Origin of the sequence: Micromonospora chokoriensis, assembly GCF_000718555.1 — a bacterium.
Classification (GTDB): domain Bacteria; phylum Actinomycetota; class Actinomycetes; order Mycobacteriales; family Micromonosporaceae; genus Micromonospora; species Micromonospora chokoriensis_B.
This window is the reverse complement of the sequence record NZ_JOAN01000010.1, coordinates 217,089-229,327: the sequence shown is the minus strand read 5'-3', so window position 1 is coordinate 229,327 and position 12,239 is coordinate 217,089. Positions and strand designations below refer to the sequence as shown.

11 protein-coding genes and 1 pseudogene are annotated in these 12,239 nt (G+C 71.5%); 6 read left to right on the top strand and 6 right to left on the bottom strand.

Features of this window, described 5'->3' with window-relative positions; all coding sequences use genetic code 11:
* Positions 1-54: 54 nt before the first annotated feature.
* The gene (locus IF46_RS0115415; protein ID WP_231394634.1) at positions 55-342 is read right to left on the bottom strand and encodes a DUF6244 family protein; all 288 of its coding nucleotides are present in this window, start codon (positions 340-342) and stop codon (positions 55-57) included.
* Between the two features lie 30 nt (positions 343-372).
* Here IF46_RS0115415 and IF46_RS0115410 point away from each other — a divergent pair, with 30 nt between their 5' ends.
* Positions 373-666, top strand: a complete 294-nt coding sequence (locus tag IF46_RS0115410; protein ID WP_030489031.1) for a hypothetical protein — start codon at positions 373-375, stop codon at positions 664-666.
* Between the two features lie 74 nt (positions 667-740).
* Here IF46_RS0115410 and IF46_RS33820 read toward each other — a convergent pair.
* Positions 741-909: pseudogene (locus tag IF46_RS33820) on the bottom strand (winged helix-turn-helix domain-containing protein).
* A gap of 100 nt (positions 910-1,009) precedes the next feature.
* Here IF46_RS33820 and IF46_RS34400 point away from each other — a divergent pair.
* The 3 genes from IF46_RS34400 to IF46_RS0115395 all read left to right on the top strand — a co-directional run bounded on the left by IF46_RS34400 (position 1,010) and on the right by IF46_RS0115395 (position 2,255).
* Positions 1,010-1,225 carry a hypothetical protein gene (locus IF46_RS34400; RefSeq protein ID WP_030489030.1) on the top strand — a complete coding sequence of 72 codons (216 nt, stop codon included), beginning with the start codon at positions 1,010-1,012 and terminating at the stop codon, positions 1,223-1,225.
* Positions 1,226-1,408: 183 nt separating this feature from the next.
* A complete protein-coding gene (locus tag IF46_RS0115400) occupies positions 1,409-1,627 on the top strand; it encodes a hypothetical protein (protein ID WP_030489029.1) in 219 nt (72 codons plus the stop codon).
* A gap of 259 nt (positions 1,628-1,886) precedes the next feature.
* Positions 1,887-2,255, top strand: a complete 369-nt coding sequence (locus IF46_RS0115395) for a hypothetical protein (protein WP_030489028.1) — start codon at positions 1,887-1,889, stop codon at positions 2,253-2,255.
* A gap of 12 nt (positions 2,256-2,267) precedes the next feature.
* Here the strand turns inward: IF46_RS0115395 and IF46_RS0115390 are convergent, their stop codons facing one another.
* A complete protein-coding gene (locus IF46_RS0115390) occupies positions 2,268-3,398 on the bottom strand; it encodes a TDT family transporter (RefSeq protein WP_030489027.1) in 1,131 nt (376 codons plus the stop codon).
* A 70-nt stretch (positions 3,399-3,468) separates the two neighbouring features.
* On the opposite strand from IF46_RS0115390, the gene IF46_RS0115385 reads away from it, so the two are divergent.
* Together IF46_RS0115385 and IF46_RS0115380 are read left to right on the top strand one after the other, a co-directional pair.
* Positions 3,469-4,407, top strand: coding sequence for a LysR family transcriptional regulator (locus tag IF46_RS0115385; RefSeq protein WP_030489026.1), 939 nt, complete (start codon positions 3,469-3,471; stop codon positions 4,405-4,407).
* Positions 4,408-4,503: 96 nt separating this feature from the next.
* Positions 4,504-7,044, top strand: coding sequence for an NACHT domain-containing protein (locus tag IF46_RS0115380; protein WP_232234056.1), 2,541 nt, complete (start codon positions 4,504-4,506; stop codon positions 7,042-7,044).
* Here the strand turns inward: IF46_RS0115380 and IF46_RS0115375 are convergent.
* The 3 genes from IF46_RS0115375 to IF46_RS0115365 form a co-directional block, all read right to left on the bottom strand.
* Complete coding sequence (locus tag IF46_RS0115375; protein ID WP_157563039.1) at positions 7,034-8,566, bottom strand: hypothetical protein; 1,533 nt, start codon at positions 8,564-8,566, stop codon at positions 7,034-7,036. The genes IF46_RS0115380 and IF46_RS0115375 overlap by 11 nt on opposite strands.
* Before the next feature lie 221 nt (positions 8,567-8,787).
* A complete protein-coding gene (locus IF46_RS35190; RefSeq protein ID WP_232234047.1) occupies positions 8,788-9,660 on the bottom strand; it encodes a hypothetical protein in 873 nt (290 codons plus the stop codon).
* The gene (locus IF46_RS0115365; RefSeq protein ID WP_084597916.1) at positions 9,657-12,212 is read right to left on the bottom strand and encodes an FtsK/SpoIIIE domain-containing protein; all 2,556 of its coding nucleotides are present in this window, start codon (positions 12,210-12,212) and stop codon (positions 9,657-9,659) included. Before IF46_RS0115365 ends, IF46_RS35190 begins: the two co-directional genes overlap by 4 nt.
* Between the last annotated feature and the right edge of the window lie 27 nt (positions 12,213-12,239).

Here is a 12,239-nt window from a genome sequence, read left to right as displayed (position 1 = left end):
ATGCTGTCGCCGCCGCTGACCCGCCAACCGCAATCGCCTCTGGGCCACCCGTGGTTAGTTTCCCAGCGCTCGGACCTTGGCGATCGTCTCCTGCACGTGCTGCTTGGCCGGGTCGCCACCCTGAGACGCCTGCGCGAGCGCCTGACGGTACGAATCGATCATGCCGACCAGCGGACCGGCCGCCACGCCTTCCAGCGCACCAGCCACGAGTGCCCGCGCCTCGGCCGCGTCCTGTGCTGCCGCAGCGGTCTTGGCCTTCGCCTCGTCCAGCTTCTGCGAAGCCGCCGCCAACCTCGCGATGATCTGTGCTGCGCTCACGCGCACCTCCCCGTGGTCGACCATCGCCTCCACCGCCGCACCGGCGGAGACCACATGGGAGCGTACGAGATCCGCGCACTCAACGCGACCACCCGCTCGCTCACTCGCCACCTTGGTTCGCCACTCCAGGAACGCGCCACTGCGCCGATCTTGCAGTTTCGGTCGCCAAGTACCGCGGAATGCCCCTTACGCCGGGACAGTAAGTGCAAGATCGCGGACAAGGGGCGGCTCGGCCTCGTCGATCATGGAGTTGTGGTGCCTGAATTAGTGCAATGCGAGCACTTTGTCACCCACCACAACTCCATGATCGACGAGGCGGTGCGGTTAACGAACGGCCGCTTCGCCTAACGCAGCGGCGTTGGTCACTACACGAGCAGCCAGCCTCTGAGATCAAGCCGTGCGAAGAAGCTGACCCTGACTGCTCAACGCTCCGCGACGTACACGCCCACGCCGGGCACACCAAACCACAAGCCCTTCGGCCTTCAGGGTGAGCATCGCGTTGCGCACGACGATCGCGGAGACGCCGTGGATCTGACAGAGCTGCGTGGTTGAGGGCAGCTTGTCGCCGGGCGACAACTCACCCGAGGCGATCTTTCTCCCCGTTCGGCCGGGCGTGCCAGGGGCCTGCCCGCACGCCGCCCCGACGCAAGAGCCGTGAAGAGCTAGGAGACCGATCCGACGGGAGCCCCCGATGCCCGATCGACCTGACGACTCCCCCACCGACCCACCAGCCCCAGCCGAGCAACGCGACCGCCTCGTCTCCGATCAGGACATCGAGGACGCCGACGATGTACTCTTCGCCCATCCGCCGCGCGTGGTACGCCGTTGGCTCTGCGGGTACGGCGCTGACTACCCCTGTAGTGACGTGCGCTTCGCCCTCCTGGTGAAGGCCGAGGCGGGCGAATGAGCACCGATCCCGTGGACGACCTGCGCGACGCCTGGCTAACCACGATCTCCGCAGCTGGGCAGGCCCCGCCACGGCCAGCCGAGAAGCACCGGCGGGCTCGGCGGGTGAGCTGCTCGCCGGTCTACGCACCGCTCGGTGGACGCGGACCGGGCCGCCGCGCTGGCTGCCCGTGTCCGCTGAAGGTTGGGTGCGGCCGAGGACCGGCTCCGGCGTACCCGCGAAGTGGCGGACGTGGTCGCGGCCCGGCGCTGCGCGGCGGCGATCACCTGGTTGGACCTGGTCGTTGCCCGGCTCGCAGTCGGCAGCTGCCGGATCCTGGTGGCCGCCGCGCACGCCGCCGACAACCAGTCGAAGTGGAGCGAGCCGGGTTCGGGGGCGGTGCCCGAGCGGGAAGCCTCGTAGACTCAGCGGCCGGCGCTCGGATGGCGGTGTGGTGCTGACCTGGCCGGGCAGGCGCCCGAGGGAGTGACACGGCTTGATGTATCCAGGAACAGGCCCGAATGGCCGCAACCGCCGGGCTCATCGCATTGGGCTGTCCGGTGGTGTCATCGGGATTCTCGCCCTCCTGCTCGTCGTCTCCGTGGCGACCGGTGACGGGCAGAGCATTCTCAGCAGCTCCCGGCCATCGTCGCCGGCACTGGATGAGCCAGAGCCGATTCCAATGTCTCGGGCGAAGCTCGACCGGGCTTGCATCGTCCAGACCAAGGGCAAGGAGGCGGTGGCGTTCTTCGTGCGGGACATCCCTGAAGACAAATGGGGAGGGCCGGTACGCGGCACCGCCTCAACGGCCAGCGAGCCGTACACGCTGTGGCTCTTCGACGATGACTGCACGCCGCAGAAGGCGATCGAGCTGCCACCGCGCACCAGCCGCACGTTCCGGGCCCAGGTGGGCCAGGTCTGGTACTACGCCGAGGCGGCAGCGGGGCAACCCGGTGACGGGTGCGTGGGGTGTCGCGTTTTCAGCCCCGCGAACAGCGGCGCCGAACAGAGGTTCAGCGACAACGGGCTGCTCATCTACCACCTGGATTAGCCGGGATGACGGCTACCGCGGCGGCAGGAAGATCCGGCCTCGGGCCGACTCCCGCGCGGTCCGCGACGCCACGATCAGCCAGGCGGCGACCAGCAGCACGTAGCCGAGCACCGCGGCCCACCGGAAGAGCACGGCGTCGGTCCGAAGCGCGAGGCCGCTCGTGCCGGTGACGACGGTGCCGAGCGGGAAGGTGAAGCTCCACCAGGTCAGCGAGAACGGCAGGTGGGCCCGGGCGGTGCGGACCGTCACGGCGGCGGCGATCGCCAGCCACATCATGGCGAATCCCCAGGTTGGCAGGCTGTAGAAGAGGGCGAGCGCCTGCGCGGCCGACCCGTAGGGTGCGGGCAGCGTGAGCGGCGCGGCGTTGCCGAGCAGGTTGGCTGCGGTCACCGACTGCCCCAGGGGTCCGAGGACGATCCAGAGCGTCGGCACCATGGCGGCCGAGCCGATCCCATGGTGCACGAGCCGCTGCCAGATCTGCCCGACGATGATCACGGTGGCGAAGAGGCTGATGCCGAACATGGCGTAGCAGGTGAGCAGCAGGGTGAGCCGGAGCTGACCGGCCGGCGCGTACGGGACGAGCAGCGCTCCGGTCGCGGCGGACACCATCGGCGGCACCACCGGCATCAGCCATCCGCCGAACGCGGCGTCCGGCGCGACGCGGTGGCTGGTGATCACCTTGTACGGGATCCAGGCGCTGGTGACCAGGCCCAGGAGGGTGCCGCCGATCCACAGCACGGTGTCCACGGTGAGCGCGGCGGGCAGCCCGATCCAGTCCCGACCGAGCAGGAGAGTGCCCGCCCCGACGGTCAGCAGCGCCATCGCGGGGGCTCCCCAGAACTGGGCCAGCACCGGGTGGTCCGCGTAGCTGCGCGCCGTCGCGGGATGGCGGGTCCAATGCACTCCCCAGGCGGCCGTCAGCGCGATGAGCAGGAGAGCGGCCAGCGCCCACACGACGGTGGCGAGGGCCCGCAGCCCCGGCACGTGCACGGGCAGCGTGGCGGCGGCGTTCGCCACGATGCCGGTCCCCATGATCGACGCGTACCAGTTCGGGCCGAGGTTGCCGAACAGCTGCGACGGGTGCTCCAGGTCACGGAGCAGCCCCCGGGTCGGTCGTACCGGGGTGGGGAGGAGCGTGGTCATGTCACCACACTCACTCCGGCGAACCCGATCAACCAGGGGTTATCTCCTGATACATCCATAGACTGGGCCTATGCCCCTTCCCAGTCGGGTCGCCGACCTCGCCGCGTTCGACCTGCTGCTGTCCGTGGCGCAGCTGGGGAGCGTCGGTGCGGCGGCCCGCGCGCACCACATCAGCCAGCCGTCCGCCAGCGCCCGCATCCGGGGCCTGGAGAGTCGGCTGGGCGTCGCCCTGTTGCAGCGCTCCGCGCGGGGCTCGCAGCTCACCCGCGAAGGTGCGCTGGTGGCCGAGTGGGCGCGGACCGCGGTGGACGCCGCCGCCGCGCTGGAAGCGGGCCTCACCTCGCTGCGCGTCGCACGGGACAGTCTGCTCCCGGTCGCCGCGAGCCTCACCATCGCGGAGTATCTGCTCCCCCGGTGGCTCGCCGCGCTGCACAGCACCGCACCCGCCATGTCGGTCTCGTTGACCACCGGAAACTCCGACGAGGTCGCCGCGGCGGTGCTGGGTGGCGCGGTTCAGCTCGGCTTCATCGAGAGCCCCGACGTTCCGCCTGGGTTGCAGAGCCGCACGGTGGCCCGGGACACGCTCACCGTCATCGTCGTCGGCCGCCACCCGTGGGCCCGCCGCCGTTCGGGCATCACCCCAGCAGAGCTGGCCGCCACGTCCCTGGTCAGCCGGGAGGAGGGCTCAGGCACCCGTCGGCACCTCGAACACGCCCTGTCCCAGCAGGCCGGCCTCACCCTCGCACCGCCGGTGCTGCAACTGTCGTCCACCACCGCGATCAAGGCCGCCGTCCTGGAGGGCGTCGCGCCGGCGGTGCTCAGCTCACTCGTGGTGGCCGGCGAGATCGCGGCGGGGACGCTGCACCCGGTGCCGGTCATCGGTCTCGACCTGAACCGGGCCCTGCGGCTGATCCAGCCCAAGGGTCGCGCGCTGACCGGGCCGGCCCGCGACCTCGCCACCATCGCCACCCGGCTGGCACCCGCCGCACCCGTCGCCCCGGCCCGATAAGTCGCCTGGAACCCGGCGTCAGTCGAGGCCGGCCGGCGAGTCGAGCCTGACCACGACGTCTGGTAACAGCGGTAGCGCACCATCGAGGGTGTGGACATGGTGCTGGAGTGGCTGCGGACGGTGTGGGGCTTGCTGAACGGTACGGAGACCGTACTGAGCCTCACGCTTACCACTGTGGTGCTGTCCCAGTTGGTGAAAGTCCGGATGCGCCGGGTACGGCGCGGGGCGCCGGAGGAGCGGTACCGCCGGTGGTTCATCACCGAGCACCGGGTGTACAACCCATACCTGGCCGCGCCGGAGACACTCCGACTCGAGCGGACCCTGGTGCCGCTGTTCGTGACCGAGGATGGGCAGCCGGACCGGGCCGCCGACGCCGGCGAGCGGATCGCCGACCGCAACAGCCACGTCGTTCTTCTGGGTGACGCCGGGTCCGGCAAGACGACCACACTGAAGGCGTTCGGGATCGCGGCTCTCGGCGGCGTCGATGGTCACGGTGGAGACGGACGACCCCGCGAGGTGCCGTTCCTGGTGCCGGTGCGGCTGCTGCGTGGCGTCATCCAACCGGGCGTGCTGACCAACTACATCCTCGCCATGCTGCGGTCGCAGAAAGGCCTGGCGCTGACCAAGGAGGAGGCCAACCAGCTTCTCGCCCAGGTGTTGCAGCAGCGGCGCTGCGTGGTGCTGCTCGACGGGCTGGACGAGGTGACGCCAACCATGTACTCGGCGGTTCGGGACGAGGTGTACCGGTTCCTCGACGACCACACGCCGGAACTGCCGACCGCCAACGCCCGAGTCGTGATCACCTGCCGACGGCTCACGTTCCTGCGGATCGCCGACGACTGGCAGCCGGAGCGGTTCGGTGCGCACCGCAGCTATGTGCTGGCACCACTGCGCGACACCGAGATACTCGCCTACCTGCGGGCCTTCCCGGAACGGTTCCCCGAGGTGGACGGCCCGCAGCGGTTCATGCAGCAGCTGCGCGCCTCGGGCACGCTGGGCATGCACCGCAATCCGCTGGTCCTCTCGATGTCGGTCGGCCTGTACGCCGGGCGGAAGTTCCCCGCCATCGCACACTCGACGGCGCGGCTGTACGACGAGATGATCGATGAGATGCTCGGCCGGCACAGCTTCCGGGCCGATGACCTCAGCAGCGGCGCGAACGAGTTCGATCAGGCCGACAAGCTGCGGGTTCTGCGGGAGTTCGCGCTGCGGGCGGCGCTCGGCCCGCCAGGGTTCGGGCCGTTCGACCGGTTGACGCTCGTCGACTTCGTGTCGGCGACGGGGGATCGGCTCCGGCAGAACCTCAACGGCCGTGCCGGCGAGTTCGTCAACGAGGTCATCGATCGGTCCGGGCTGCTCAGCCGCGTCGCCGACGAGCAGTACGAGTTCGTGCACCGCTCGCTGCAGGAGCACCTGGTCGCCGCCGAGCTGCTGCGCCAAGGCGACGATGGCCTCCGGCTGCTGCGCGAGCGGGCGATGGAGCGCGAGTGGCGTCGGGTGGTTCTGTTCTACACCGCCACGGCGGACCAGGCCGTCGTCACGGGCTTCATCGAGGCTCTGGCCGACCTCGACCCGGCCCTCGCCTGTGCGTGTCTGGCGGGGGCGGACTGCCTCAACCCGGTCGGGTTCGCCGTCCTGGAGCGGATGGCCGAACCACTGCGCGACCCGATGCCGGCGGTGATGCTGCCCGCCCTGGCGGCCGTGCTGAGCGCCACGGCTTCGCCGCGGGCGGCGATCCGCCACGCGGCTCGCGACCAGGCCTTCACCTGGCTGACGAAGGTCGCCGGGGCGGCGGACGCGGCGGACGCGCTCGGCGGCACCCACGAGACGCTGCTCGACGTGACGACGATGCTTGTGGAACGGTTGGGAGAGAGTTCCGTCAGCCGATTGATGGTCGCCCGGTTGGTGGGCGTCGTGCCCGACGATCCCCGGTTCGTCGAACCGTTGTGGCGGTGCCTGCGCACCGCGGAGGACGCCGCCTCCGACGGCCCCGCCCTCGTACCGCTTGTCGACCGACTGCTGCGGCTCGCCACCGATCCGGCCTGCTTCTCCGCGTTGCAGCGTCAACCGGCGGCACACCCGAGGTTCGCGACCGCGCTCCTGCGCCAGCAGGTGTATCCGTTCCGGCGCGGACTGGACCGACAGTCGAACCTGGTGACGCTGCTGTGCTGGGCTCAGGAGATCAAGGTCAGCGCGCCGGACGTCAACCGCTTCCTGGCGGCCAAGGCCACCGACCCGGCCCGCTGGGCCAGCCTTGAGGCGGACTGGCGGCATCGGTCCGCGTCGGTCGTCGTTCCGGTGTTCCGGGCGCACCGGGTCGACCGACACAGTGCCGAGCGGGCGACGGGGGCGATGCTGACCCTGCTCTCGCTTGCGGCACTCGTCGCGGTCGGCTGGGATCTGGCCCGACCCAACGGTTTGTTGGGCCCGGTCAGCGGGTCCGCGACCGTCCTACTGGCGGCGGTCGAGCTGGGGTTGGCGTTGACCATGCTCGGGCTGCAGCCACGGATCCGAGCGCGCGGTGTCCGGATGTGGCGACCGAACGAGTGGATCGACGCCTACGAGGACCCCCGCAGCCGACACTGGCTGGTGCCTGACGTCGGCGAGGGCCGGCCGGTGGGCGGCGTCACGGCGTGAGGTACGACGGGACGTCAGCGGGTAGTCGGGGCCCCGTCCGGCCGAGTTGCCGGTACACCACGACCTTGCCGGTGGCCCGCCCGTCACCGTTCGCCCGCCCGCCAAACGACAGGGTGCCGGACGCGCCAGCGACCTTGTGCGCCAGCGCGAGGTTGCTGAACTGGGTCTGCACGTCGGCGGCGCCCGGCACGTTGTCTCGCCCGGTCGCCATCCGGATCGCCTTCACCGCGCTCGCGACGGCGTCGTGGTACATCACCGTGTAACCGTCGTTTAAATCCTCGGACGGGAACTTCTCATCGACTTTGTAGACCCTGAGGAAGTCCGCGAAGCCCACCGGCGTACCGGGTCGCTTGCCGATCCAGGCTGGCGCGTCCGCCGAGGAGGCCCAGATGACCGAGACGTTGGCCTCGTCGAGGAGGCCTACCTGCTGCGGTGAGAGCTGAAATCCGGTGGCACCGACCATGATGGTCAACGGGTGATTGCGGCAGGTCCGCTCCTTCAGCGCCGCGGCCAGGCTGGGGAAATCAGCGACCCGGCCGGCGAAGAACACCATATCGAGTTTGATGGCATCGTCGGCCACCGCGTTACACAGGTTCGTCACCACCGGGCTGAAGACGTTCGGCATGGCCGGATTGCCGACCGTGCCGCCGGTGAATGCCTGCGCAGGAGCTTTGAGGTAACCCGTCAGCACACTGGTGAAGGCCGCCGTCAGCGTCAGCGGGTACGGGTCCTTGTTCTGGTCGTAGACCACGATTCCGTTACGGGGAAGCGTGGCCCGATTCTTGTCCAGCAGGTCCTTCAGAGCTGTGGCGTAGTCGACGTTGCTCGGTGACACACTGTGGAACGTCGGGTACCGCTCTGCGTTCAGGCTGGTCGCGGAGGTGACTGCCCCGACCATGGGGATGCCCCGCAGCGCCAGCGCCGATGCCATCCCTTCGGTGCCGGTAAAGCTGGAGCCGAGGCCCACGACGGCCACCACCGGATGCTCGGCGTCACCCAGCGCCACGATCGTCGGCGCAAGTGCGTCGAGAGCCGGCTGCCTGCTGCCCTGGTTGACCAGGAGCAACTGCACCGCAGGTGCGTTCTGGTCGCCGAAGACCGACGAGGCGTTGGCCCGTCGCGAGGCCACGTAGGCACCCTGCAGGCTGAATCTTATCTGGTCGAGGGACATCGCCGAGGCGGCGGGTTTCGGGGCAATACTCAACGGCGTCAGCAACACCACCCGGACGTAGCGCCGGGACTGGGTCTCGACCTCCCGATTGAGGTTGAGGATCTTCGCGGCGGCGTCCCGGATCTCGGGGGCGAGCGTGGCACTGTCGGTGACCAGGCCAAGGCACTCCTGGGTGCTGTCGTCCATCAGCCCGGCTACGCAGCCGGTGGCGGAGGCCGTCGGGGCGCTCTTCGGTGACGGTTCGGGCTCGTCATCGTTGACGGCCAACATAACGACGAGCGCGAGCAGCATAAGGGCGATGACCCCGGCAATCCCGAACCGCCATGTATTCGTCCCCGTCGAGCTGGACACCGAACTACCTCCATTTGACGCGAGCCATTGGGACGCAATTTCCACCCGCGCCAAACCGAGACTCCTACGCATTCGATCCGTCGGCTTGGCGAGCGCCTACCGACAGCGGTAGACACCTTCTCCACCATCGGGCATGTCCAACAAATGGATGCGCCTCAGTCATCTAATTGACTTCCCGCCGCACCCGCTGCGAAAAAGCGTGGGGCCAACCCGGGCGCGGCTCAGCGCAGGCCGCGCACCAGCAGCAGGTAGGCGCAGTAGGCCATCGGCACCAGCAGGAAGCAGATCAGGAAACCGAGCGGCAGGTAACGCGGCGGGGTGCCGGCGACCATGGCGGGGCGCCCCCACCGACCCAGCACCAGGTAGCCGCCGAAGAACGCCACCGCCGGCAGCCCCGCGCAGATCCACGCGCCGAGGGTGAAACCGTCGACCAGACCGACGCCGGAGGCGAGCACCAGGGCCAGCATGAGCACCCCGGCGGCGGCCCCGCACCCGGCGTAGACAGCGACCGCCCGGGCCAGCGGTGACCACGTAGGCAGCAGCGCCGGCCGCTGGGCCAGCAGCTCCGCCTGCTGCCCGTGCCGGTCGGCCTCGTCGGCCATCCGCCGGGCCAGCTCCAACTCCACAGTGGGGTCGGCCGCCGCCGCGCGCTGCGCCGGCACCCCGACGCCCGCCGGGCTCACCGCCGTCGGCAGCGCCAGCCGCGCCTCCCCCGCCGACATCTGGGGGTACGCCCCGACCCCCGCCGGCCCCGGCACGCCGGCTGCGCCGTCGGGTGCCCCGTCACCGGCTCCGGGCGCTGTGGAAGGGCCACCGGCAGCGGAGGGCGACCCGGTTGGGCCGGGCCAGGCAGCGGTCTCGCCGGGCCGTCCCGCCGCCGTGGCCTCGGCGGCGGGTGGCTGGTCGATGCCGATGGCTCGGCCGAGCTGGTCGAGGCGCTGCCCCTGCGCGGTCAGCCGCTGCTGGAGGTAGTCGACGGCGGCGTGCAGGTCGCGGCGACGCGCGGACTCGGCGGCGGCGTGCTGCTCCCCCGCGCGGTGCTGCTCGGAGAATTGTCGGGCCAGCGCCGCGTACTCCTCGAAGGACACTGTCACCGTTCCCCGTCCGGGTCGTGCCCGTCGCCGACGAACGGGACGATCAGCCGGGTCCGCTGGTCGTGCCGGTCGATCAGCAGCGCCCGGTCGGCGCGGGGCGTGTAGGTCAGGTCGTGCGCTCCGAGGTGCAGGGCCAGCTCGGCACCGGGCACGTTGAGCGCGACCAGGCAGGCGACGTCGTCGCGGTTCTGGGTGCCGCCGAGGTCGTCGGCGAGCCGGCGTAGGCCACGCCACCAGCCGAGCAGGTGCACCCCCTGCGCGGGCCCTTGGCGCAGCACCGTGCGCAGGTCGTCCAGGCCGGAGCGGAACGTGGCGGGGTCGGCGGCTCCGAGGACCGGCGCGGCGGCGTCCATGCCGAACACCACGAGGTATTCGCGGCCGGCAGGCTCGGCGGCCAACGCGGCGATCCGGTCACGCAGCCCGGTCGCGTCGAGGCGCTGCACCGGGTGGCCGGCGGCGCGCAGCAGCGTCTCGGTGTCGTCGGCGACCGGGTCGGCGACCGTGACCAGGCTGGCCAGTTGGAACCGCGCGTCACCGGGGGTGTGCTGGCGGGCCAGGCTGAGTGTCGCGGCGCGCAGCACGTCCGCGCCGGTCGGTGCGGTGCCCACCACGGCGAGGTGCCGGCCGGGGGTGGTGTCCATCAGGAACAGCGCGGTGGTGCCGTGCACGTCGACAGTCCGGCCGACCAGGGCCATCGGGCGTCGACCACCGGGGCGAAGACCGGCGAAGGTGGGGTCGTCCTCGATCCGCGCGGCTTCGTACCCCTTGAAGACCGCCGGTGCCCGCGAGCCCGGCGGGCGGGCCTGCCACAGGTCGTGGCGTAGCGCGGCGAGGTCCGCCGCGGCGGCGTGCGCGTCGGGGAAGCGCAGCACGGTGTCCGCGCCGACCGCCCCGGCGGCGGTGTTGACCACGGCGGAGCCGATCGGCAGGGCCGCGGCGGCGTCGTTGAGCTGGTCGAGCACGCCACCACCGCCGGGCAGCGCCACCCGCAGCGCGAACTGCCCGAAGATCGCCTCGGCCCGCCCGTAGAGGGCTTCGATGCCGGTCATGCTCTGACTGGCGAGCACCAGGTGGATGCCGTACGAACGGCCCTTGCGGGCCAACTCCTCCAGCAGGTCGACGGACTCGCGGGCCAGCGAGTCGTTGCCGGCGAGCAGCACGTGGAACTCGTCGATGACCGTCACGATGCGCGGCAGCGGATGGTCCCGAGGCAGGTCGGCGAGCTTGGTGACGCCGTGCCGTTTCAAAGCGGTCGCTCGGCGTTGCGCCTCGCGGCGCAGCTCGCGCAGCACGGCGAGACCGTATTCGCGGTCGGACTCGATGCCGACGGCACGGGCGTGTGGCAGCCAGGACGGGTCGCGACCGGTGGGCACGAACTCGGTGAAGCTCACGCCCTCCTTGAAGTCGAGCAGGTAGAGCTGCAACTCGGCCGGCGAGTAGCGGGCGGCCAGCCCGTAGAGGACGTCAAGGAGGAAGACGGTCTTACCGGCCCCGGTGCGCCCGCCGACCAGCCAGTGCGGGGTGGCGTCGTCGAAGGCGAGCGTCAGCGGGGTGTCGACCGCCACCGTCGACCCGCCGCCGCCAACCCGACCGATCACCGTACGCAGACCGTTACCGGCGGACTCGGCCCAGCGCCGTTCGGGCAGCAGGTCGGTGAAGGGCAACGCGTCGGCGCGACGGGTGGCGGTGCCGAGGTGCTCGGCGAGCGCGCGTACCGAGGCGGGCGGCGGGTCGCCGTCGAGCAGGACGGGTGCGGCGAGCCCGCTGCCGTCGGCGCTGAACGGGCTGCCGGGCGGGTCACCGACGTGCGCGTACCCCTGGTTGAGCCGCACCGCGGTGGTGCCGCCCAGCGGCGGCGGGGTTTCGCCGGGCAGCCGGGACGGGTGGCCGGCGAGCAGCACGCACACGGCGGCGGCCGGGCCGGCGTGGGTGAGCGCGGCGAGCCGGGCCAGCTCGCGCGGTGGCGGCGCGGCGGTGGCGACGACCACCAGCAGGCGGCGGGCGGCGGGCTGACCGTGCTGTGCGGCGCGGGCGTGCTGCTCGGCGGCGTCCAGCAGCGCGGCCACCTCGGCCTCCCCGGTGGCGGGCGGGTCGAGCACACCGGCGTCGAGCAGTGGGCGCAACGGGCCGAAGGTGGCGCCGAGCGCGGCGGTGTCGATGCCGGCGACGCGGACCTGGCCGGGCGGTGCGGTGGCGACCAGCCGCAGCACCAGCGCCCGCAGCAGCCCGGCGACCTGCGGATCCCGGGCATCGGTGTCCAGCGCCAGGTGGTGGCCGCCGCCGAGCGGGACCAGCACCGGGAAGCCGCCGTCCGAGGTGGACGCCTCGCCGATGCGCACCGGGGCCGGCTCGTCGGTCAGCGGCGTGACGCCCGGGGCGGGCGTGGCCAGCGCGCCGCCGAGGCGGGCGAGACGGGCCACCAGCTCACCAGCGCCGACCGACGCTACGGCGCTCGGTGCCGCGCCCAGGACGCTGCGGGCAGTGTCCAGATGCGCCCGAGCCGCCCGGTGGGAGTTGATTGCCTGCCCGTACGCCGACGCGAGCCTGCCCACCCTCTGCCCCCAACGCCGCCGGCTGCC

Excerpts from the sequence above, each read along its gene's own strand:
- IF46_RS0115385 (WP_030489026.1), top strand. The coding sequence starts at position 3,469 with ATGCCCCTTCCCAGTCGGGTCGCCGACCTCGCCGCGTTCGACCTGCTG.
- IF46_RS34400 (WP_030489030.1), top strand. The coding sequence starts at position 1,010 with ATGCCCGATCGACCTGACGACTCCCCCACCGACCCACCAGCCCCAGCC.
- IF46_RS0115410 (WP_030489031.1), top strand. The coding sequence starts at position 373 with ATGGGAGCGTACGAGATCCGCGCACTCAACGCGACCACCCGCTCGCTC.
- IF46_RS0115395 (WP_030489028.1), top strand. The coding sequence starts at position 1,887 with ATGTCTCGGGCGAAGCTCGACCGGGCTTGCATCGTCCAGACCAAGGGC.
- IF46_RS0115415 (WP_231394634.1), bottom strand. The coding sequence starts at position 342 with ATGGTCGACCACGGGGAGGTGCGCGTGAGCGCAGCACAGATCATCGCG.
- IF46_RS0115380 (WP_232234056.1), top strand. The coding sequence starts at position 4,504 with ATGGTGCTGGAGTGGCTGCGGACGGTGTGGGGCTTGCTGAACGGTACG.
- IF46_RS0115390 (WP_030489027.1), bottom strand. The coding sequence starts at position 3,398 with ATGACCACGCTCCTCCCCACCCCGGTACGACCGACCCGGGGGCTGCTC.